The organism is Xenorhabdus ehlersii (genome assembly GCF_003610465.1).
In the GTDB taxonomy this organism is placed as follows: domain Bacteria; phylum Pseudomonadota; class Gammaproteobacteria; order Enterobacterales; family Enterobacteriaceae; genus Xenorhabdus; species Xenorhabdus ehlersii.
Window position 1 is genome coordinate 738,573 of sequence record NZ_RAQI01000002.1, and the last position, 22,985, is coordinate 761,557.

Here is a 22,985-nt window from a genome sequence, read left to right on the forward strand (position 1 = left end):
TCTATGCCGTTGAAACACGATACCCCAATACCCAAACCGCAAGAAATTGCCACTATTGATTTGGGTTCCAATAGCTTTCACATGGTCATCGCCCGTATCGTAAACGGTGCATTACAGGTTATTGGGCGTTTAAAGAAACGGGTTTATCTTGCTGATGGTTTAAACAATAAAAATGAGTTAAGCGAAGAAGCCATAAACCGCGGCCTGAAATGCCTCGCTCTGTTTGCTGAGCGATTGCAAGGCTTTTCCGCAGGTAATGTCTGTTTGGTGGGAACGCATAGTTTACGTGAAGCGACCAACGTACAACAATTTCTGCAACAGGCAAAAGAAGTTATCCCCTATCCCATTGAAATTATTTCTGGTCATGAAGAAGCTCGCCTGATTTTCATGGGGGTTGAGCATACACAGCCAGAAAAAGGCCGGAAATTGGTGATTGATATTGGCGGCGGCTCGACAGAATTGGTCATTGGTGAAGACTTTGAACCTCTCTTGATTGAAAGCCGTCGTATGGGGTGTGTCAGTTTTTCTCGCCAGTTCTTTCCAGACGGTATCATTAATGAGCCTAATTTTCGCAAGGCACGACTCCAGGCGGCGCAAAAATTGGAAAATCTCGTCTGGCAATTTCGGACAAAAGGCTGGGATTTTGCTTTAGGTGCGTCGGGAACGATCAAGGCAATACACGAACTGTTGGTCGAATTGGGTGAGAAAGATGGCCTGATCACCCCAGAGCGCCTAAACATGCTGGTGAAACGTGTCCTGAAATACAAAAATTTCAAGGCGCTGGAATTGCCTGGATTATCTAATGACCGTAAACAAACTTTTGTTCCTGGATTATCAATCTTGTGCGGTATTTTTGATGCCTTACATATTCAAGAACTCCGCTTGTCTCATGGCGCATTGCGGGAAGGTGTACTGTATGAAATGGAAGATCGTTTCCGCCATCAAGATATTCGCCAACGAACTGCCAAAAGCCTTGCCAAACACTATAATATCGATCGAGAACAAGCAGCCCGCGTCTGGAGTACCGCCAAAAACCTTTATGACCAATGGGCAGAGCAAAATCCCAAACGAATACATCCACAACTGGAATCCATTCTACTGTGGGCAGCCATGCTGCATGAAGTCGGTTTAAGCATCAATCTGAGTGGATTGCAACGGCATTCAGCTTACATCCTGCAAAATACCGATCTACCAGGATTTACCCAAGAGCAGCAATCGTTGCTGGCAACATTAGTACGTTACCACCGCAAAGCGGTTAAAGTACATGAACATCCCCGCTTCTATCTGTTTAAGAAAAAACAGTATCTTCCCATGCTTAAAATATTGCGATTGGCAACCTTGTTGAATAACCAACGCCAGGCTACCACGACACCGGATACACTAAAGCTAGAAACTGATCATAGTCATTGGACGCTCTACTTACCTAAAAACTATCTAAAACAAAATGCGCTTGTGTTGCTCGATTTGGAGCAAGAGCAAAGCTACTGGAATGATGTGGCTGGCTGGCACTTACACATTGAAGAGGAATCGACTTAACGATATCGCGTTATGAAAAAGAAAAAGAAAACTGTTCAAATTATAAAATTAGTACTGTTTATCAGCTTCTTTATTTTCTTTGGGCGCTTTATCTATTCATTTATGGCAGCATTGGAGCATCATCAGCAAACCCAGCAGCAATTGGTGACGCCTCCAACTGGTTCGAAAACAGAATATAATACCCAATAGCTGTTAAATTTATGGCGATATTATTGCAATCGCCGGTTGTTAGCCCTATTTTCTGCCTTAAAGGTTTACTATGTCACAATCGACCTTTACACCTGATACTCCAACTATTGCCAACCAGCATTCCCAAAAACTGGCACATATTCGTCAACGCCTGCTTTCTCTATTTACCCACGATAAGTTATTTGTCGATACATTATTAGGTCAGGCTGATGAACATTCAGCAATCAGTGACGAACAGTTATTGGAGAAAATAGAGGAAGTCAGCGCGCTGCTGACCAGCCTGCATGCCGCCGATATTGCCGACATTCTGGAAGCCTTACCTTATGATGAACGTCTCGCTTTATGGCGCTTGATCGACAATAACCAGCGCGGTGAGGTTCTGGTAGAAGCCTCCATTCCCGTTTGGGATAATCTAATCAAGGATATGACTGAAGTTGAGCTGTTACGTGCCATCGGTAAACTGCACGTAGATGAACAAGCTTATATTGCAGAACATCTTCCCCGTGATACCACTCGACGCTTGCTGACCTATTTAGAGCCGGGCCAACGCAATCGTATCCGAGAAGTATTGCAGTACCACAAAGACAGTATCGGCCAAATGATGGATTTCGAGTTCGTGACAGTACGAAGCAACGTTACACTCGGCACCGTTCAGCGCTTTTTACGTTCCCGATACGCCATTCCTGAAACAACAGATAAGATCTTTGTTATTGACCGCAAAAATCGTCTACAGGGAGAGCTGCCACTCACTGCTTTGCTGATAAACGTACCGGATAAATTAGTTTCCGAAGTCATGAACACGGATACCGTTACTTTCTTACCAGAGCAAAAAGGTGAAGATGCCGCCAGTGCATTTGAACGTTATGACCTGATTTCTGCCGCCGTGGTAGACAATAACGGGCGCCTAATGGGACGCCTGACTGTTGAAGATATTGTTGATACCTTAAGTGAAGAAACTGATACCAATATTCGCCGCATGGGGGGCTTAAGCCGCGAAGAAGATGTTTTTGCTCCGGTTGGTCAGGCCGTCAAAACCCGCTGGACATGGCTTGCCATCAATTTGTGCACCGCATTCGTGGCATCACGAGTTATCGGGCTCTTTGAGCATACTATTTCCCAACTCGTTGCTCTTGCAACTTTAATGCCCATCGTAGCAGGCATTGGTGGCAATACCGGTAACCAAACCATCACCATGATCGTCCGCGCACTCGCACTCCATCAAATCCAGACGGGGAGTTTTTCTTATCTGCTATTAAGGGAACTTGGTGTTGCCTTTATCAACGGCATTATTTGGGGAGGGATCATGGGCGTCATCACTTATTTGCTCTATGGTGACCTTGCTATGGGGGGAGTCATGACAATGGCAATGATATTAAACCTACTGATGGCTGCGCTGATGGGAGTCTTAATCCCGTTTATTATGATGAAATTGGGAAGAGATCCCGCCATCGGCTCCAGTGTAATGATTACTGCAATTACCGATACAGGTGGCTTTTTTATCTTTTTGGGATTGGCTACGCTATTTTTAGTTTAATTCAATTAAAGACGTTCCTGCGATTATATGGTGGCGACAAATAATAAATAATGTCTTTATAATCGCCGTCATTAATCATAGTGATGATTTATCTTGCGATTTTACAAATCCTCTTAACATAATTCCCTGTACCCTATTGGATACCTCATCACAAATACCATGGAAAAACACTACCAGAAACATTATCTTTTTGACATAACCTCCATATTTTCTTCATTATTGACGAATTCCTGTTGGTTACACTAATAATATATTCTTGCATCTAACTTAGCATAAGATGCCGCATGATTGGTTACCGCTATAACACTAAGAGAATGTCGAGCAAATGAATAATAAAAGCCGTTCCTACTTTTTCCGACTCGCTGCGGTGCTAGCCGTGATCGTCGGGGTAGTTTTCTTTGCGTGGAAATACTTCAACGTACCTTCATCAGCAGGTGACTCTCAGAATTCAGAATCAAAACAGAGTTTACCTAATCCCGCTCAACCACCAGTGCAAGTAGCGACGGCTGAAATCAAATCGATACCCCATTACTTAGGAGGATTAGGAACGGTTCTGGCGGCAAATACCGTCACTGTCACCAGCCAGGTGGAAGGTCAATTAATAGCCCTGCATTTTAATGAAGGTCAATACGTCCAAAAAGGGGATTTGCTGGCAGAAATCGATCCTCGTTCCTTTCAAGTCAAACTGACAAGAGCACAGGGACAATATGCCAAAGATCAAGCAACATTAGCCAACACTAAACAGGATTTACTCCGTTTTCAGCAATTGGCGAAAAGCAAACTTATCTCTCAGCAAGATCTGGATAAACAAATTTCTTTGGTTCGCCAGAGCGAAGCCAGCTTACAGGCCGACCAGGCAGATATTGACGAAGCCAAACTGCAATTGGCATATAGCCGTATTACAGCACCGATTTCCGGTCGCGTCGGATTAAAACGCATTGATATCGGCAACTACATATCTGGTGGAGGAGCAACGCCAATCGTGGTCATTACGCAAGTCGATCCTATTGATGTCGTGTTTTCCCTGCCTGAAAACGATATTGGTGCTGTGTTAAAAGCGCAAAAAGATCATAAAAATGTGGCTGTCATTGCGTGGGATCGCAATAATCAGCAGCCCTTAGCACAAGGACAACTCATCAGTATCGATAATCAAATTGATGTTACTACTGGCACGATCAAGATGAAGGCCCAATTCAATAATCAAAATAATGTGTTGTTCCCTAATCAATTCGTCAATATTCAGATGAAAGTCAATACGCTGAGCGATGTCGTCGTGATCCCTACGGCTGGATTACAAATGGGAAATAGCGGTAATTTCGTCTGGAAAGTGGATAAAGAGAACAAAGTCAGTAAGCATAAGGTCGTTGCAGGCCTGCAAGATAATCAATTGGCGGTCATCAATAGTGGACTGTCAGCAGGCGAGCATGTCGTCACTGATGGTATTGATCACCTGACCGAAGGCACCAAAGTTGAGATTGTCAAACCTTTGACAATCGAAGCACTCGATGCGGATCAAAATAAGAAAAATCCAGAACAATCAAACGGTAAGATGGAGAATTCCTGATGCAATCTGATTCTCCAATGACAGGCGGAGGGCCATCCCGCCTGTTTATCCTGCGCCCTGTTGCCACGACACTGTTTATGATTGCGATCTTGCTGGCTGGGCTAATTGGTTACCGGATGCTGCCAGTTTCTGCATTGCCGCAAGTGGATTATCCCACTATTCAAGTGGTAACACTGTATCCTGGCGCCAATCCAGATGTGATGACATCCGCTGTAACTGCACCGCTGGAACGCCAGTTTGGTCAAATATCCGGCTTAAAGCAAATGTCATCCAGAAGTTCCGGTGGAGCTTCTGTTATCACGTTAGTATTCCAGCTCTCCCTGCCTCTGGATGTGGCAGAGCAAGACGTACAGGCGGCGATCAATTCGGCCAGCAATCTATTGCCCGATGATCTGCCTTATCCACCAATTTACAGCAAAGTCAATCCGGCTGATCCGCCTATATTGACGCTGGCCGTAACCTCTGATGCCCTGCCAATGAGTCAGGTGCAAGATATGGTAGAAACGCGCATATCCCAGCGTATTTCCCAGGTCAGTGGTGTCGGTTTGGTGACTTTGGCGGGCGGACAACGCCCCGCTGTGCGCGTGAAACTGAACGCACAGGCTTTGGCTGCACAAGGATTAGACAGCGACGTGATCCGTTCTGCCATCATGAAAGCCAATGTGAATTCGGCAAAAGGCAGTTTTGACGGACCCACTCGCTCCATCACCATATCCTCCAACGATCAAATGAAATCTATCGATGATTATCGCAATTTAATCGTGGCTTATAAAAATAATGCTCCGATTCGCTTACGTGATATCGCCACCATTGAACAGGGAGCGGAAAATAGCAAATTGGGCGCATGGGCAAATGAAAAACCAGCCATCGTCATCAATGTTCAGCGCCAGCCTGGAGCAAATGTTATTGAAACTACGGATAATATCCGCATCATGTTGCCAGACTTGATCAACAGCCTGCCTAAATCTGTCAATGTGGAAATGCTGACAGATCGTACGGTCTCAATCCGCCATTCAGTCAAGGATGTTCAATTTGAACTGTTGCTGGCTATTGCACTGGTTGTCATGGTGATCTATCTGTTTCTGCGCAATGTCACGGCAACCCTGATCCCAAGTATTGCCGTACCGCTTTCGCTGGTAGGTACATTTGCTGTGATGTATTTTTGCGGCTTTTCCGTCAATAACCTCACTTTAATGGCATTAACTATCGCAACCGGCTTCGTGGTGGATGATGCTATTGTGGTGATAGAAAATATTTCCCGTTACATTGAACGGGGAGAAAAACCGCTGGCAGCGGCGCTAAAAGGAGCGGGAGAAATCGGCTTTACGATTATCTCCCTGACTTTCTCGCTAATCGCCGTCTTGATCCCTCTGCTGTTTATGGGGGATATTGTCGGGCGGTTGTTCAGGGAATTCGCCATTACCCTCGCTGTCGCCATTTTAATTTCCGCCGTTGTCTCATTGACGCTCACACCGATGATGTGTGCAAGGATGCTGAAACCCGAAGCTAATATTAAACACAATCGCTTCGAACAGGCGTGCGAACGCTTCTTTGAACGCATGATTGCCGTGTATGCTGTCTTCCTGAAACGGGTGCTGAATCACCCTTGGATGACGCTTGGTGTCGCATTCGGTACGTTGGCTCTGACCGCCCTACTCTACATCATGATCCCCAAGGGATTCTTTCCCTTGCAAGACAACGGCCTGATTCAGGGCACACTGGAAGCACCACAATCCATTTCATTCAATGCAATGGCAGATAAGCAACGACAAGTTACGGCTCTGTTATTAAAAGATCCTGCCGTGGACAATGTCACTACCTTTATTGGTGTCGATGGTAACAATCCAACATTGAATAATGCACGTCTTCAAATCACGTTGAAACCACTCAGCCAGCGTGACGACCGTATTGACGAGGTGATCCCACGCCTGCAAACGCGGATTGCTAAAGTCCCTGACGTCAAATTGTACCTGCAACCAACCCAGGATTTGACTATTGATACCCAAATATCACGCACGCAATACCAATTTACGTTGCAAGCGACTTCACTTGATGAACTCGCTATCTGGGTTCCCAAATTGCAATATGCGCTGAAACAACGACCAGAATTGATAGATATCGGTAACAATTGGCAAAATCAGGGGCTAGTGGCTTACCTTGATGTGAATAGGGATATGGCCAGCCGTTTTGGGATCTCTATGGCTGCCGTAGATAATGCTTTGTATAACGCGTTCGGCCAACGCTTGATTTCGACTATTTACACTCAATCAAATCAATATCGCGTTATCCTTGAGCAAGATACGAAGAATTCATCGGGGCTGGAAGCGATAAACCATCTTTATCTGACCGGTACTGATGGAAAAATGGTACCTCTTAAAACCATTGCCACCGTCGAACAGCGGCTGGGGAACTTGTCTATCGACCATCTACAACAATTTCCCGCTGCCACTTTTTCATTCAACGTAGCGAAAGATTCGTCCCTTGAACAAGCTGTCAATGCCGTCAAAGAGGCAGAACAAGCGATCCAAATGCCAAAAGACATCATTACCCAATTTCAAGGAGCAACGTTGGCGTTCCAGGACGCGCTCAGTAATACCCTCTGGCTGATTTTAGCTGCTGTTGTCGCCATGTATATCGTGCTCGGTATTTTGTACGAAAGCTTTATTCACCCTGTCACAATCTTATCAACCTTGCCTACCGCCGGAGTTGGCGCATTGTTGGCGTTGATGGCTGGCGGGTACGAGCTAGATATTATCGCCATCATTGGGATCATTCTCTTAATTGGTATTGTCAAGAAAAACGCCATCATGATGATCGATTTTGCTCTGGCCGCCGAGCGGGAAAAAGGAATGACTCCTTATGAAGCTATTTACCAAGCCTGTCTGTTACGTTTCAGACCGATATTAATGACAACCATGGCAGCATTGCTGGGCGCACTGCCACTGATGTTGAGTACCGGTATTGGTGTAGAGTTGCGCCGTCCTTTAGGCGTCAGTATGGTGGGAGGTCTGATTATGAGCCAAATCCTAACCTTGTTCACAACCCCTGTAATTTATCTGCTGTTTGATCAGTTAGCACACTACCGTCGAAATAAAAACAATAAGAAAGATAAACAAATAAGGCTGGATAAATCCTCAGTTAATCATCAGGAGCCGCTGTGAAATTCTTCGCCCTATTTATCCAGCGGCCAGTTGCCACCACATTGCTGAGTTTAGCCATTACTCTGTGTGGTGCGCTCAGTTTTGTCCTGCTGCCTGTATCGCCGCTGCCACAAGTTGATTTTCCTGTCATAACAGTTCAGGCTTCCATGCCCGGTGCGTCACCGGAAACGATGGCGTCTTCCGTAACGACACCGCTGGAACGCGCATTGGGCAGGATATCTGGGGTAAAAGAGATGTCTTCTGCCAGCTCACTGGGAAGTTCTTATATTTACCTGGAATTCGATCTCAATCGGGATATCAATGGCGCAGCACGGGATGTCCAGGCCGCCATCAATGCCGCTCAAAGCTTGTTACCTTCTGGTATGCCAGACAAGCCAAGATATCATAAAGCTAACTTATCAGACGCCCCAATCATGATCTTAACCCTCACCTCAGACAATTATAGTGAGGGCCAACTGTATGATCTTGCTTCCACCCGATTGGCTCAAAAAATTTCTCAGATAGAAGGTGTCAGCAAAGTCAGTGTCGGTGGTAGTTCATTACCCGCTATACGTGTTGAACTAAACCCTAATGCACTCTTCAATCAAGGTGTTTCTCTTAACGATGTCAGTAATGCCATCAATAATGCGAATGTCCGGCTCCCGACAGGTCATATTGATTCCGATAATCAGATTTGGCAGCTACACACCAATGATGAATTGAAAACACCTGACAGTTACCGCTCAATTATTGTTCATTATAATAATGGAGCACCTGTCAGATTGCAGGATGTTGCAAATGTTCAGAGTTCTGTCGAGGATATCCGCGCAGCAGGCATGTCTGGAAATAAGTCTGCAATTTCGCTTATTATCCGCCGTGAAGCCGGTGCAAATATCATCTCTACCGTTCAACGCATTCGTGATCAGTTTCCTGTCCTGAGAGCTTCTCTGCCTGCCAATATTCAGTTAAACGTTGCTCAGGATCGTTCACCGACCATTCACGCTTCTCTGCAAGAAGTAAAACGTGCATTAGCTATTGCCGTTGCCTTGGTTATTTTGGTTGTATTTCTGTTTTTACGTTCTGGCCGGGCTACGCTGATTCCGGCAATTGCCGTTCCGGTATCGCTGATTGGTACTTTTACTGCCATGTATTTATGTGGTTTCAGCTTAAACAATCTTTCTCTGATGGCGTTAACTATTGCCACCGGATTTGTCGTCGATGATGCCATTGTGGTACTGGAGAATATTTCCCGCCATTTGAATGCAGGGTTAAAACCCATGCAAGCTGCTCTCAAAGGAACCAGGGAAGTTGGATTCACTGTGCTGGCTATGAGCTTATCACTTATTGCGGTATTTATTCCCCTTGTATTGATCGATGAATTACTCGGCAGATTATTCCGGGATTTTGCTGTTACCTTGGCAACGGCCATTGGGATTTCTCTGTTAGTTTCACTGACCTTAACCCCGATGATGTGTGCACATCTGCTCAAATCCACACCTAAAAATGCCCAGAAACAGGCACGGGGATTCGGTAAGGTATTGTTGAGAATTCAACAAGGCTATGCCCGTTCACTGAAATGGATACTCAATCATACTCGCTGGGTATTGTTGACATTAGTTGGCATTATCGTCCTGAATATCTGGCTCTATATCAGCATTCCGAAAACATTTTTCCCGCAACAAGATACTGGGAAAATGTTAGGGTTTGTGGTTGCTGATCAAAGCATTTCATTTCAGGCCATGCATGAAAAAATGAAACGCTTTATGCAGGTCGTCAATGATGATCCAACCGTCGATAATGTCGTGGGTTTTACTGGTGGTGACAGCATCAATACGGGCTTTATGTTCGTTTCGCTAAAGCCATTGAAAGAGCGTAGCGAAAGTATCCAACAAGTTATCACCCGCTTAAGAAGTAAACTGACCAATGAAGCGGGTGCACGTCTATATTTAGTTCCGGTTCAGGATCTGAGAAGTGGAGGACAAGGAGGTAAATCGACTTATCAGTTTAATTTGCTGTCGGATGATTTTGACGAACTGCGCAAATGGAGTCCTATCGTCAAGAAAGCATTGGAAAAATTACCTCAATTGGTGGATGTAAACGCCGATGAAGACGAAGAGGCTAAAGGCGCTGAAATAGCAATTACCTATGATCGTGATGTGATGGCCCGTTTAGGCATCAATGTTGCCGAAGCAAATAATTTGCTCAACAACGCTTTTGGGCAGAGACAGGTTTCCACGATTTATGCTCCTTTGAATCAGTATAAAGTGGTCATGGAAGTTGCACCGCAATATAACCAAGATCCCAGTGCATTGGCGAAAATGTTCGTCCTTAATAGCAAAGGAGAACGCATTCCTCTCTCCTACTTTGCCCAATGGCGCCCTGCCAATGCACCATTGGACGTTTATCATCAAGAACTTTCAGCTTCTTCTACCATTGCCTTTGATGTGGCACCAGGCTATACGCTGTCTGATGCAATCAGTGCAATAGAAAGAACAATAACTGAGCTGGGTGTTCCTTCAGCAGTACGCAGCTCTTTTGCCGGCACAGCACAGGATTTTCAAGAGAGTGAGAATTCCCAACTCATGGTGATTCTGGCTGCTATAGTCACTGTTTATCTGGTGCTCGGTGTACTCTATGAAAGTTATATTCACCCTCTGACCATCCTTTCTACCCTACCTTCTGCGGGTATAGGTGCTTTGCTGGCTCTGGAACTGTTCAATACTCCCTTCAGCCTAATCGCCATGATTGGGATTATGCTATTGGTTGGTATTGTCAAGAAAAATGCCATTATCATGGTGGATTTTGCCCTTGAAGCTCAACGAAACGGTAAACTCAGTGCTCAGGAAGCGATTTTTCAGGCCAGTTTATTGCGATTCCGTCCGATCATGATGACGACGCTTTCCGCCCTGTTTGGTGCTTTACCTTTAGTACTGAGCAATGGGGATGGCGCAGAATTACGTTTCCCGCTGGGGATCACGATTGTTGGTGGCCTGGTGGTAAGCCAACTTCTCACTCTATATACCACGCCGGTGGTGTATCTGTTTTTTGACCAATTGCGTGAAAAATGGCGCCATCGCAAAGCAACACCATCTCAGATAGTAGACCCAACTAGCTGAACCAGAATGAAATTCAGGATAAAAATGGGTATCAGCAGTAAACTTTTTCTGGCAATTTTTGCCACTTGTATGCTGGTATTGGTCACAATGCATTGGGGCATTTATCTTAGCTTTCAGCATGGCTTTATTGGCTACATTAAACAAAATAGCCAAAATAGGGCAAATATGCTGGCACAAGCATTGACAGAACAATACCAGCAATATGGCAATTGGCATTTTTTGACCCAGAATGATCGCGCGATATTTCAAATTATCCGTACGATTGAGCAGAGTGACATTCCTCATCAGAAAACCAAACCTCATGGTTGGCGTCCCCAATTTTGGGTTGTAGACACTCACATGCATCGTTTGGTCGGACATTCTAATGATATTCCGATAGAAAGTTATCGCGAACCGGTCACCTATAAAAATAATATTGTCGGTTGGGTAATTGTCAGTGCATCAGACAAAATTACCCGTCAGGCTGATATTAGCTTTGCCCACCAGCAGCAATTCACCAGTTGGGCTATTGTCGGTTTTTCCACCCTATTGGCATTAATCGCCACTTTTCTTCTCTCACGTGGCCTTTTAAGACCGGTTAAGCGGCTAGTGGAAGGTACACATAAACTCGCGGCAGGCGATTTCAGCATTCGTGTCGTTCCATCCAGTAAAGATGAAATCGGTAAATTGGCAATGAATTTTAACCAACTTGCCAGCACGCTGGAAAAAAATGAACAGATGCGCCGTGATTATATGGCCGATATCTCCCATGAACTGCGTACTCCACTTTCTGTACTGCGTGGTGAACTGGAAGCCTTACAAGATGGTGTACGGAAACCAACACAGGAAACTATCCATTCCTTGCTTGCGGAAGTGACTACCTTAACAAAACTGGTAGACGATCTACATTTATTATCCCTTTCTAATCGTGGTTCGCTAGCTTATAGAAAAGAGTCTGTTAATGTCAGTGAATTATTGCAATTCTCCGTAGCGAATTATCATGGTCGTTTTGCAGATAAGCAAATCACGTTAGCATTGAATTTAAAAGAAAACATAATACTGCTTGCTGATCCAAATCGGCTAACACAATTATTTAATAATTTGCTGGAAAATAGCCTGCGTTACACCAATGAGCATGGAAAGGTCATTATTTGTGGATATTCAAATCAGCAAAAATGGATATTGGATATGCAGGACAGTGCACCTGGATTAACTGTTGAACAATGCCAGCATGTTTTTGAACGTTTTTATCGTTGCGAATCTTCCCGTAACCGCGCAAGCGGAGGTTCAGGGCTTGGGTTGGCGATTTGCTATAACATTGTTGAAGCCCATAATGGAATAATTCATGCAGAAAGCTCACCTTTAGGTGGTATTAAAATTCACGTAGAATTACCGTTGATTACATCGTCTGAACTTGAAACACAATGAGTACACACCTTACACAATATACTGTTCTCATCGTTGAAGATGAACCAAAGTTGGGGCAACTACTGGTTGATTATCTACAATCCGCAGATTACCAAACCCAATGGCTCAAACGTGGCGATGAAGTCATCGCTCATGTGCAAAAATACCACCCTCATATTATCTTGCTTGATCTTATGCTGCCCGGTCTTGACGGATTATCGATCTGTCGGGAACTGCGTAAATTTTCAGATATCCCGATTGTCATGATGACTGCAAAAACGGAAGAAATTGACCGACTGCTCGGCTTAGAAATTGGGGCTGACGATTATATTTGTAAACCTTATAGTCCGCGGGAAATGATAGCCAGAGTAAAGACAATCTTACGCCGTTGTTACCGTCCGAAAGAGATCATCAGTGAGCAAAATGCACTGACCATTGACGAAAAACACTTTCAGGCGCGTTATTTTGAACAGGCGCTTGAATTAACGCCGGTTGAATTCCGTCTGCTCAAAATTATATCCAGCCAACCAGGGCGGGTTTTTTCCCGTGATCAACTATTGAATAACCTTTATAACGATCATCGCATTGTGAATGACCGTACTATTGATAGCCATATTAAAAATTTGCGCCGAAAACTGGAGCAACTGGATGGGGATAAATCTTTTATCCGTTCCATTTATGGATTAGGTTATCGTTGGGAAGCTGAAATCTGTCGTTTGATGTGACACAGTAACCGGCATTAACCATGCCAGTTACTGCTGTAACTCTCGTCACATGCTTATGATTGCTTTTTTTCAACGTTCAAAGTTCTTTTACCATCAAGCAAACCTGAAATGACAGCTAATAACAATGCCAGTGAGGCTAATAAACCTCCTGCCAGATTGAGGGAGGTATAGCCATAATGAGATGCGATGATTACACCCCCCAACCATGCTCCAACTGCATTACCCAAATTAAAGAATCCAATATTGACAGAGGAAACAAGATTAGGTGCACCAGCCTCCTGAGCTTTATCCATCACCAAACGCTGGATTGGCGATACGGTGGCAAAACCCAATGCTGCCATTAAAAATATACTCAAACAAGCAACGAACTGATTGTCACCATAAACCCAGAAGATAAATAGAATTAAGGATTGTAGTCCTAACGTCCAATATAACAATGGCATCATCGCCTTATCTGCAAGTTTTCCACCTACAATATTGCCAAAGAAAAACCCTAGCCCCAACACCAGCAGGAGCCATGTTATTGCGCTTTCAGAGAATCCTGCAATATTGATCATCAATGGCGCGATATAAGTAATCGTCGTAAAAAATGCGGCAGGGCCTAAGACTGTGATCCCCATAGCCAAAAGAACATGGATATTGGTGAACGCCTGCAATTCCTTTTTAATACTGGCAGGCGCTTTTTGCTCGAATTTAGGTAATAACTTTAAAATCCCAACTAATGCGATAATGCCAATAACCGTAATTATTGCAAAAGTGATACGCCAAGAAATCGCTTTTCCTACCCATGTTCCAAGTGGTATGCCAACCAAATTAGCCAGTGTCATTCCACTAAACATAAATGCAATAGCAGTGGTTTTTTTATTTTCTGGCACTAGCTCAGCAGCAATAATTGCACCAATTCCCATAAAAGCGCCGTGGGTTAAGGAGGCCACAATCCGGCCAATAATTGCCAGATAAAATGTTGGGGAAAAGGTGGTCAGTGCATTTCCGATAATAAATAATATCATTAACATGGAAAGCATCTTTTTCCTTTCTATACCTCCCCCCAATATGATTAGAACAGGCGCTCCAACAAATACACCAAGCGCATAACTGGTTACCATATACCCCGCGGTTGGTATTGAAATACTAAATTCGGTTGCGATTTCAGGAAGTAAACCAGCGACAATGAATTCGGTTGTAGCGATCCCAAATGTCGCTATGGCTAGAGCCCAAATAGCTACAGGCATGGAGAACTCCTAATAATAGGCTGTATTAATCGAATTATATTGCAACGGTGTGTCGTTATCTCTGAGAGAAACTGTAATATATTCGTGCAAAAGCCAATTTGGAAGTAGTTGTAAATTAATCGCCTCATACAAAATAGTCATCATGTTCTATAAGATAGCGGGACAGAGGATAAATTTTTCTCATCAAACCCCTTGACTGTATAAAATTCAAGCTAAACTTAAGCTGATAATTACCCAATCAGGAGAATTTCTTATGGCTACTGGGCATTATGATCTTAAGAAAACAAAGAACGGGCAATTTTATTTCAATCTGGTGGCGGCAAACGGTGACATTATTCTGAGCAGTGAAATGTATACCACCAAGGCTGCTGCCAATAAAGGTATTCACTCTGTGCAAGTTAATTCTCCCGATAAAACTCGCCATGAAGTGAGAAAAAACAAATCAGGCAAACCTTATTTTGTCCTGAAAGCCCGAAACCACCAAATTATCGCTATCAGTGAAACTCATACCAATGAAACAAACATGAAGAAATCTATTCAGTCTGTCATGAAAATCGGGCCAACAGAAAGTATTCGTGACCTCACCAAGCAAAATTAGCAGGTATAATTAATGACTCGCGCCGTATCCCCGGCGCGCTTTCTGTATTTTCCATAATATATTTGTGCTAATGATAAAATAGGCGTTAAAATCCCCTCCCTTAAACCTTACCCTTAGTAATGATATCAAGACCGGGTAAGGGCTGACTTGAACTCAGACCGAGAACGTTAAAAAATATGTTTACTCCAGAATTACTTTCTCCTGCCGGCTCTTTGAAAAACATGCGGTACGCATTCGCTTATGGCGCAGATGCCATTTATGCCGGACAACCTCGCTATAGCTTGCGCGTTCGTAATAATGAATTTAATCATGAGACATTGGCACAAGGCATTAAGGAGGCACATGAATTAGGCAAACGTTTTTATGTCGTTGTCAATATCGCACCACATAACGCGAAGCTGAAAACGTTTATTCGTGACTTAAAACCCGTCGTAGAAATGGGACCTGATGCTTTGATTATGTCTGATCCAGGCTTAATTATGATGGTGCGCGAAACATTTCCTGAAATAGATATTCATCTTTCAGTTCAAGCCAATGCGGTTAACTGGGCTACGGTCAAATTCTGGAAACAGATGGGATTGACGCGAGTCATTCTTTCCCGTGAACTCTCACTGGAAGAAATTGCTGAAATCCGTCAGCAAGTGCCTGATATGGAACTTGAGGTTTTTGTGCATGGCGCACTTTGTATGGCTTATTCTGGTCGTTGCCTGTTATCGGGCTATATCAACAAACGCGATCCTAATCAGGGCACTTGCACCAATGCCTGTCGCTGGGAGTACAATGTGCAGGAAGGCAAGGAAGATAGTGTTGGCAATATTGTCCATATGCATGACCCTATTCCTGTTAAGAACATTGAGCCAACACTGGGCCAGGGAGCACCAACGGATAAAGTCTTCATGATAGAAGAAGCCAAGCGTCCTGGCGAATATATGTCAGCGTTTGAAGATGAACATGGTACTTATATCATGAACTCCAAAGACTTACGGGCTCTTGAACATGTGGAAAGATTAACCAAGATGGGGGTTCACTCACTGAAAATCGAAGGCCGCACCAAATCTTTTTATTATTGTGCCCGCACCGCCCAAGTATATCGCCGTGCCATAGATGATGCTGCTGCTGGAAAACCCTTCGATCCAACATTGATGACCACATTAGAAGGTTTGGCGCACCGTGGCTATACAGAAGGTTTCCTGCGCCGTCATACCCATGATGCCTACCAAACTTACGAATACGGCTATTCCGTATCAGACACTCAACAATTCGTTGGTGAATTTACTGGCAATCGAGTCAACGGACTGGCAGAAGTTGCCGTGAAGAATAAATTTCTTGTCGGGGATCATCTGGAACTCATGACTCCATCGGGAAATATTAACTTCACGTTAGAATCCATGACAAATAAAAAAGGCCAGGCCGTGGAAATTGCGCCGGGTGATGGGCATCTCGTTTATCTTCCTATTCCTGAAGAAATTAAGCTGGATTATGCTTTACTTGTGCGAAACTTAAAAGGTGGCAATACCAGAGCACCTCATCCATATGAATGACAAGCGAAATAATCCGAAATAGGATTTTAAAGAAATTAATCTATTTTTTTAGAAATAGATCACATCAATGCTAATTTATTTCTCGTATTATCAGTTCTGAAAAATAAAGAACTAAAAAATTTTTACTGTAAGACTAGGAACCACCTCCTTGGCTAGCTCAATCTCCCTTGGGCTGGCCTTTTCTTTTGCGCAAAAAATAAAAATTCAATAAATTCAAAGGATTAATAAAAAAAACATCTTTAAAAATCATTAAATTAATTAATGCTTCCAAATCCTAACAGGATATCTATTAGTCTTTTATTAGTAACCGTATTTATAATAATCAAAAAAACCATCTTTTGATAAATAATGTTAGGATTTATTCAGTTTAATGAAGGAAATTTTTAGAAAAAATAAACCAAATTATCCAATTTCTGAATAACTTCAATATTTATCACCACACCAGATAAATATTATTTCACTTTATAGTCATATAAAATGGTTAAATTTTAGCAATATTTGTATTAACTGAAGCGATCCACTGCTGCTTCCCTCTCCACTTGCCTTGTGATCAGCTCAAATATAAACAACAATCAGTAGCGCCTTTTGCAAACTGGAGTTAATCATGACTGATATCGTTAAGTTGTTAGGAAAAGACGCAGAGAGTTTATTGGAACATCAATGTAATACCATTCCACGTGAAAATCTCTATCTTCCAGGTACAGATTTCGTTGATAGAGTCATGCTCGAAAATAACCGCCCCAATACTGTTCTTCGCTCCATGCAAACCTTATTGAATCATGGACGCTTGGCCGGTACGGGTTATCTCTCAATTTTGCCAGTAGATCAGGGGGTTGAACATTCTGCCAGCGCTTCTTTCGCTACCAATCCTCTCTATTTTGATCCCAAAAATATCGTTGAACTGGCGATTGAGGCAGGCTGTAATTGTGTTGCTTCTACTTACGGTGTCCTGGCGTCTGTTTCTCGCCGTTATGCTCATAAGATCCCGTTTCTGGTTAAGCTTAATCACAATGAAACTTTGACCTATCCCGCCCAATATGATCAAACTTTGTATGCCAGTGTCGAACAGGCATTTAACATGGGTGCAGTTGCGGTAGGTGCAACAATCTATTATGGATCGCCCGAATCACGCCGCCAAATAGAAGAAATTTCAGCCGCCTTTGAACGTGCTCACGAACTCGGCATGGTCACTGTGTTGTGGGCTTATCTGCGTAATTCCGCTTTCAAGAAAGATGGGGTTGATTACCACACCAGCGCCGATTTAACCGGCCAGGCAAATCACCTGGCTGCAACGATCGGGGCCGATATCGTTAAACAAAAAATGGCTGAAACTAATGGTGGTTATACTGCTATTGGATTTGGGCATACGGATAAACGCGTCTATAGCAATTTGACCACCGAACATCCGATTGATCTCGTTCGTTATCAAATTGCTAACTGTTATATGGGACGCGCTGGATTAATCAATTCAGGTGGTGCTTCTGGGAACAATGACTTAAGTGATTCTGTCCGCACTGCCGTTATCAATAAACGTGCCGGAGGGATGGGATTGATCCTTGGCCGCAAGGCGTTCAAGAAATCGATGAAAGAGGGCGTTGAGTTAATCCACTCCGTACAGGATGTTTATCTCGATAAGAAAATTACCATCGCCTAATCAATTAGATTCAGTACGTTCAAAATGGGGATCTCTGCATCCCCATTATCCAAAAATTCACCACCATTGATGAAAATGGTGGACGGGTCCAATGCCATGACCAACTTGCAAACTATCCGCCTGTATCAGCGCATTTTGTAAATATGTTTTGGCAACCGGTAACGTACTTTGCCAATCAGAATAACGTGGACGCAATGCAGTAAGTGCCGCAGATAAAGTACAACCAGTCCCATGAGTATGCCGTGTATTTATTCTGGGTGCGGTAAAACGCCACTCCCCTTCTGGGGTAAAAAGCCAATCCGGGCTTTCCTCATTATTCAAATGTCCGCCTTTCAATAAAACCGCCTGACATCCCATTGAACGTAATGCTCTGCCCTGCTGTAACATTTCATCTTCAGTATTAGCAAGATCACTGTTCAATATGGCTGCCGCTTCCGGCAAATTAGGGGTGATCAGAGAAACAAGTGGCAGCAATTGCTCTACCATTGCGGTAATGGCCTCCGGTGATAACAAGGGATCACCGCTTTTCGCCACCATGACTGTATCCAATACAATGTAGGGAATAGGATAACGATGAAACGACTCTGCTATTACAGCGATATTGGCTGCATTCAACAACATACCAATTTTGGTGCTGTCTATCCTGACATCTGAAAGTACTGATTCTAACTGAGCAGCAACAAAAAGGGGATCAAGCTCATAAACGGATTGTACGCCCAGTGTATTTTGTGCAACCAACGCAGTAACAACTGTCGTACCGTAAGCCCCAAGCGCGGAAAAGGTTTTTAAATCGGCCTGGATGCCGGCACCACCGCTAGGATCGGTTCCTGCGATAGTCAGTGAGTTAATTCTCATTATGGTGATTCCTACCACCAGCTAAAGAAAAGCGGTATCGGAATAAGAGATACCATGACTTCCCTACGCTGGCATTATCCAGATCAGGTAATACGGGTACTTCTCAGTTCAGTAAAGAACGCCCCGAGTCAAAATAAAAATCACCCTATTAGTACTCCAATAGAGTGATATTTGCAATAGGTTACCGTCAGATATTAAAACCAAACTAACGATAAATAGATTTAGCCAGTAATTAGATACCAGCCAAATTAAATTTATTACTATAAAGTTGTGACATTTGCAGCAGCAGGACCTTTAGGGCCATCCTGAATTTCAAACTCAACTTGTTGGCCTTCAGATAATGTTTTAAATCCATCTTTCATAATTGCAGAAAAATGTACAAATACATCTTTGCTACCATTAGTTGGAGTAATAAAACCAAAACCTTTAGACTCGTTGAACCACTTCACAGTACCAGTGATTTTTGCCATTTCAAAAATTTCCTTTGAATCACTTTATTAGCCTATTGGCATAAAAATAAACAAACCAGTATTAGTTGCTGTTATTTATTAACAGAACAGTACTTCGTTTACCCATGTGTTTTATCACATACTCTTTATATAATCGCAAGCCATTTTTTTCAGGTGCTCGAGCCAACGCACATATTTAAAATCCTTAATCTCTATTCTTATTTGAAATTACTCAATAATTTTTAAGTCACATAACCTCATGAATTCACATAAAAAGAAAAGTTCACTCCAATAAATACCTTTAATAAGACTAATACATAATACTGTTTTCCATATCTATTATGGTGTAGACCAGAGAGTTATCGTTATGCAAAATTCATTTTAGATAACTATAAAAATTATAGCTAATTTCACTTATTATTTTTGAACAGACAATATAGTCGTTTTACATGTAACCAACTTACTTTTTGTTTATCATTTATTAAATATTATTCAATTATAATATTTGTAGGATGATTTTTTACTATTCATCCATATGATCTTTCTCATACGATTTATTAATCTCATAAAGTACATTTTGCTGGAGTTGTTAGAGTCTAAAATGAAACTACATTGCCCAAAAAAGGGTTATGACTACAATTTATTGATAGTGATGAATGTTCAGATAATATCCTATAACTCTGTCATGCATTTCTATGGATTTTGAAAAAGATAATGTTTTTCGCGTCAGTCTTGCCAAATGCTGACGAAGGTTCAGATTATGCCTCTCTATACGTTGGGTATAACGCTTACTGACCACATGCAGTTTCCCTGCCAATGCTTTTTCATAACTTTTCCAGCCATCTGTCATATAAATAACGATATTGAAAGGTGCCAGCAAGGCCATCAGGCGCATTAATATTTTCTTTGTCCTTGAACCAAAAACATGTGCGATCACTTTTCGTCTTGTCCTGTCGTAGGCGTAAAAGAGCCAGCGCGGCGGTTTCTTTGACTTCACGTACGACCATTGTTCATCCATTTCACAGCAGATAATTACTTCGGTGCCGGGTGCAATGGCTTCTGTTACCGATTTGGGTTTGAGCTTTTTAAGTGGCGAAGCACGGTATTTAGGCCAATCCCCATCACCCGCGCTGTCGCCCGACATCCCAGGCCATTCATGGCCATATCGACGATTTGCTTATGGGTTCCGGGGCGACATGCGGCATAAGTGAACTCAAGTTGCCAGGAATGACGGCAGGATTGGCAAAGATAACGCTGATGACCAGAACGTGAGCGCCCATTGCGATGGATCCCTTTAAACGCACGACAAGCGGGGCAGGTTACATCAATCTTTGCCATTTGAATGTTCTCCAAATAGAAAGATTATACATGATCAATAAATTGATATCACAACCCAAAAAAGAGTATAAACACTCTTATTCTGAATTATGGAGAAAATACAGAAATAATATTTTATTAAAAATGGAATTCACCAGATAATGGCGTTTAGTTACATAAAATAACGGTAATGTATTATTTAGCACTGACAATAACAATCAGCCGGGCATAATATACTCGGCTGAAAAAGCATGGCATGGATTGGCAACTAATCTGCTTATCTCTTAGCCTTTTTTGAGCGAACAATCAAATAACCAATCCATAAGACACCAATCCAAAATGGCATCAAGATAACTGAAATACGAATTGGTGGCATCATTAGAATAATGATGAGAATGAATGCCAGGAATACTAAACACAGATAGTTTCCAAATGGATACCACAGTGCCTGAAATTTCGTCTTGACACCTTCTTTATCTTTAGCTGAACGGAATTTCAAATGAGCACAACAAATCATAATCCAGTTAATGACCAGTGTTGTTACCACTAATGCCATTAGCAACTCAAATGCCTTACCGGGTATAACATAGTTAATTAATACACCAATTGATGTTGCCAGCGCTGATAAACCAATAGACAAGACAGGTACATTGCGTTTGTTAACTTTTGTGAGTGCATGAGGCGCATTACCTTGTTTAGCCAAACCATACAACATCCGGCTATTACAATACACACCACTGTTATAAACAGACAACGCCGCCGTTAGTACCACCACATTCAGCACATTCGCTACCCAGAAGTTATCCAGATCATGGAAAATCAAAACGAATGGGCTACCGCCTTCTACCACCTTCTCCCACGGATACAACGACAGCAAAATAGCCAATGAACCGATATAGAACAGCAAGATGCGATAAACAACCTGGTTAGTGGCTTTTGGAATATTTTTCTCAGGATTTTCTGCTTCTGCTGCGGTAATGCCTACCATTTCCAGGCCACCAAATGAAAACATGATCACAGCCAGCGCCATAATCAAGCCAGAAAACCCATTTGGCATAAAGCCGCCCTGCTGCCACAAGTTGGTGATACTTGCCTGTGGGCCACCATTACCGCTAATCAGCAAATAACTCCCAAAGATAATCATCCCGACGATAGCACTGACTTTAATGATAGAGAACCAAAATTCGGTCTCACCATATAACCGAACATTAATTAGATTGACGAGATTGATCAGTACAAAGAATATTGCGGCAGAAACCCATGTTGGAACTTCCGGCCACCAATACTGGATATACATACCAACAGCCGTTAATTCTGCCATTCCAACCAAAATAAACATTGCCCAATAATTCCAGCCTGATAGAAAACCGGCAAAATTTCCCCAATATTTATAAGCAAAGTGGCTAAATGACCCTGCGACTGGCTCTTCAACAACCATTTCGCCCAGTTGGCGCATAATTAAAAATGCGATAAATCCGCCGAGCGCATACCCAAGAAGCACTGAAGGCCCTGCCATTTTAATGGTTTGGGCAATACCTAAAAATAACCCCGTTCCTACTGCACCGCCGAGAGCAATAAGCTGAATATGCCTGTTCTTTAAACCACGCTTAAGCGTAGATTGTTGTTCTTGTTGTTCTGCCATCTAATCCTCTTTTTATGATGCTTAGAATCCGTCTCATTAAAGTTGTTTTATTTGTTGTTTTGAATCTTTGTACCTGAATAGAGCCAGAAATTCTCCTACTCTTCTCAAATTGCGCAAAATCTGCCGAGTTCAAATTTCCTCAACATAATTCCTTCAACATATTATATGTGATTGAGTTATTTACTAATTTAACGCAGTATTGTGTTTGTTATTTCGTATCAGGTGGATATTAAAACACCATTTACAAAGAATGAATACTGCAAATACATATTAACACACATGCAGGCAGAATAATGGTTGATTGAATGTCAAAAAGGTAAGTATCGGGTGATGGAACAAACACCTAATTCGAACACATCATTACCTTGCTCACAGTGTACGTCCAACGCTAACAAATACAAAAACAAACATATCAATATCAAGCACAGAGCTAAAAGGATTTTTTTAGTATTCAATGAGGTCACCTTAGGATTATTTCATTGTAGTTAACTTTATAATAAAATATTA

Annotated in this window: 17 protein-coding genes and 1 riboswitch; of the genes, 11 read left to right on the forward strand and 6 right to left on the reverse strand. The window is 42.7% G+C overall.

Annotated elements, in window-relative coordinates; genetic code table 11:
- Positions 1-3: 3 nt before the first annotated feature.
- From ppx to baeR, 8 genes are all read left to right on the forward strand, one after another.
- Complete coding sequence (ppx, locus tag BDE27_RS09325; protein ID WP_099131364.1) at positions 4-1,536, forward strand: exopolyphosphatase; 1,533 nt, start codon at positions 4-6, stop codon at positions 1,534-1,536.
- 12 nt (positions 1,537-1,548) lie between these two features.
- Complete coding sequence (locus BDE27_RS09330; protein ID WP_099131365.1) at positions 1,549-1,725, forward strand: YfgG family protein; 177 nt, start codon at positions 1,549-1,551, stop codon at positions 1,723-1,725.
- Positions 1,726-1,795: 70 nt separating this feature from the next.
- The gene (gene mgtE / locus BDE27_RS09335) at positions 1,796-3,259 is read left to right on the forward strand and encodes a magnesium transporter (protein WP_099131366.1); all 1,464 of its coding nucleotides are present in this window, start codon (positions 1,796-1,798) and stop codon (positions 3,257-3,259) included.
- A gap of 325 nt (positions 3,260-3,584) precedes the next feature.
- A complete protein-coding gene (locus BDE27_RS09340) occupies positions 3,585-4,823 on the forward strand; it encodes an MdtA/MuxA family multidrug efflux RND transporter periplasmic adaptor subunit (RefSeq protein ID WP_099131367.1) in 1,239 nt (412 codons plus the stop codon).
- Positions 4,823-7,984 carry an MdtB/MuxB family multidrug efflux RND transporter permease subunit gene (locus tag BDE27_RS09345; RefSeq protein ID WP_099131368.1) on the forward strand — a complete coding sequence of 1,054 codons (3,162 nt, stop codon included), beginning with the start codon at positions 4,823-4,825 and terminating at the stop codon, positions 7,982-7,984. The genes BDE27_RS09340 and BDE27_RS09345 overlap by 1 nt, the downstream gene beginning before the upstream one ends.
- Positions 7,981-11,079 (forward strand): multidrug efflux RND transporter permease subunit MdtC, encoded by a 3,099-nt coding sequence (gene mdtC / locus BDE27_RS09350; RefSeq protein WP_099131369.1) that lies wholly within the window; start codon positions 7,981-7,983, stop codon positions 11,077-11,079. The genes BDE27_RS09345 and mdtC overlap by 4 nt, the downstream gene beginning before the upstream one ends.
- A gap of 18 nt (positions 11,080-11,097) precedes the next feature.
- Positions 11,098-12,486 carry an envelope stress sensor histidine kinase BaeS gene (baeS, locus tag BDE27_RS09355; RefSeq protein WP_187652304.1) on the forward strand — a complete coding sequence of 463 codons (1,389 nt, stop codon included), beginning with the start codon at positions 11,098-11,100 and terminating at the stop codon, positions 12,484-12,486.
- Entirely contained in the window at positions 12,483-13,190 is a 708-nt protein-coding gene (baeR, locus tag BDE27_RS09360) for an envelope stress response regulator BaeR (protein ID WP_099131371.1), read from the forward strand. The genes baeS and baeR overlap by 4 nt, the downstream gene beginning before the upstream one ends.
- Positions 13,191-13,243: 53 nt before the next feature.
- Here the strand turns inward: baeR and BDE27_RS09365 are convergent, their stop codons facing one another.
- Complete coding sequence (locus tag BDE27_RS09365) at positions 13,244-14,422, reverse strand: MFS transporter (RefSeq protein WP_099131372.1); 1,179 nt, start codon at positions 14,420-14,422, stop codon at positions 13,244-13,246.
- A gap of 253 nt (positions 14,423-14,675) precedes the next feature.
- On the opposite strand from BDE27_RS09365, the gene BDE27_RS09370 reads away from it, so the two are divergent.
- From BDE27_RS09370 to fbaB, 3 genes are all read left to right on the forward strand, one after another.
- Positions 14,676-15,020, forward strand: coding sequence for a YegP family protein (locus BDE27_RS09370; protein ID WP_099131373.1), 345 nt, complete (start codon positions 14,676-14,678; stop codon positions 15,018-15,020).
- Positions 15,021-15,196: 176 nt separating this feature from the next.
- On the forward strand, positions 15,197-16,561 hold the full coding sequence (gene trhP / locus BDE27_RS09375) for a prephenate-dependent tRNA uridine(34) hydroxylase TrhP (protein ID WP_099131374.1): 1,365 nt from the start codon (positions 15,197-15,199) through the stop codon (positions 16,559-16,561).
- A gap of 604 nt (positions 16,562-17,165) precedes the next feature.
- Positions 17,166-18,215 carry a class I fructose-bisphosphate aldolase gene (gene fbaB / locus BDE27_RS09380; RefSeq protein ID WP_099131375.1) on the forward strand — a complete coding sequence of 350 codons (1,050 nt, stop codon included), beginning with the start codon at positions 17,166-17,168 and terminating at the stop codon, positions 18,213-18,215.
- Positions 18,216-18,272: 57 nt separating this feature from the next.
- Here fbaB and thiD read toward each other — a convergent pair whose 3' ends face one another.
- The 5 genes from thiD to mgrB form a co-directional block, all read right to left on the reverse strand.
- Entirely contained in the window at positions 18,273-19,070 is a 798-nt protein-coding gene (gene thiD, locus BDE27_RS09385; protein WP_099131376.1) for a bifunctional hydroxymethylpyrimidine kinase/phosphomethylpyrimidine kinase, read from the reverse strand.
- 43 nt (positions 19,071-19,113) lie between these two features.
- Positions 19,114-19,206, reverse strand: a riboswitch (TPP riboswitch).
- Positions 19,207-19,330: 124 nt separating this feature from the next.
- Positions 19,331-19,540: a transcription antiterminator/RNA stability regulator CspE gene (gene cspE / locus BDE27_RS09390; RefSeq protein ID WP_099131377.1), complete on the reverse strand. Its 210-nt coding sequence runs from the start codon at positions 19,538-19,540 to the stop codon at positions 19,331-19,333.
- A 619-nt stretch (positions 19,541-20,159) separates the two neighbouring features.
- Positions 20,160-20,857 (reverse strand): IS1 family transposase gene (locus BDE27_RS09395; RefSeq protein WP_244208671.1). Its coding sequence is split into 2 segments (ribosomal slippage): positions 20,160-20,608 and positions 20,608-20,857, totalling 699 coding nucleotides; the frame shifts between segments, so codons are not numbered across the junction.
- A gap of 256 nt (positions 20,858-21,113) precedes the next feature.
- Positions 21,114-22,478: an amino acid permease gene (locus BDE27_RS09400; RefSeq protein WP_099131378.1), complete on the reverse strand. Its 1,365-nt coding sequence runs from the start codon at positions 22,476-22,478 to the stop codon at positions 21,114-21,116.
- A 308-nt stretch (positions 22,479-22,786) separates the two neighbouring features.
- Positions 22,787-22,942: a PhoP/PhoQ regulatory lipoprotein MgrB gene (gene mgrB, locus BDE27_RS09405; protein ID WP_099131379.1), complete on the reverse strand. Its 156-nt coding sequence runs from the start codon at positions 22,940-22,942 to the stop codon at positions 22,787-22,789.
- Positions 22,943-22,985: the final 43 nt, after the last annotated feature.

Coding starts and splice junctions, on each gene's coding strand:
- ppx (WP_099131364.1), top strand. CDS start 4: ATGCCGTTGAAACACGATACCCCAATACCCAAACCGCAAGAAATTGCC.
- BDE27_RS09370 (WP_099131373.1), top strand. CDS start 14,676: ATGGCTACTGGGCATTATGATCTTAAGAAAACAAAGAACGGGCAATTT.
- trhP (WP_099131374.1), top strand. CDS start 15,197: ATGTTTACTCCAGAATTACTTTCTCCTGCCGGCTCTTTGAAAAACATG.
- baeR (WP_099131371.1), top strand. CDS start 12,483: ATGAGTACACACCTTACACAATATACTGTTCTCATCGTTGAAGATGAA.
- BDE27_RS09340 (WP_099131367.1), top strand. CDS start 3,585: ATGAATAATAAAAGCCGTTCCTACTTTTTCCGACTCGCTGCGGTGCTA.
- mgtE (WP_099131366.1), top strand. CDS start 1,796: ATGTCACAATCGACCTTTACACCTGATACTCCAACTATTGCCAACCAG.
- BDE27_RS09330 (WP_099131365.1), top strand. CDS start 1,549: ATGAAAAAGAAAAAGAAAACTGTTCAAATTATAAAATTAGTACTGTTT.
- BDE27_RS09400 (WP_099131378.1), bottom strand. CDS start 22,478: ATGGCAGAACAACAAGAACAACAATCTACGCTTAAGCGTGGTTTAAAG.
- BDE27_RS09365 (WP_099131372.1), bottom strand. CDS start 14,422: ATGCCTGTAGCTATTTGGGCTCTAGCCATAGCGACATTTGGGATCGCT.
- cspE (WP_099131377.1), bottom strand. CDS start 19,540: ATGGCAAAAATCACTGGTACTGTGAAGTGGTTCAACGAGTCTAAAGGT.
- BDE27_RS09345 (WP_099131368.1), top strand. CDS start 4,823: ATGCAATCTGATTCTCCAATGACAGGCGGAGGGCCATCCCGCCTGTTT.
- thiD (WP_099131376.1), bottom strand. CDS start 19,070: ATGAGAATTAACTCACTGACTATCGCAGGAACCGATCCTAGCGGTGGT.
- fbaB (WP_099131375.1), top strand. CDS start 17,166: ATGACTGATATCGTTAAGTTGTTAGGAAAAGACGCAGAGAGTTTATTG.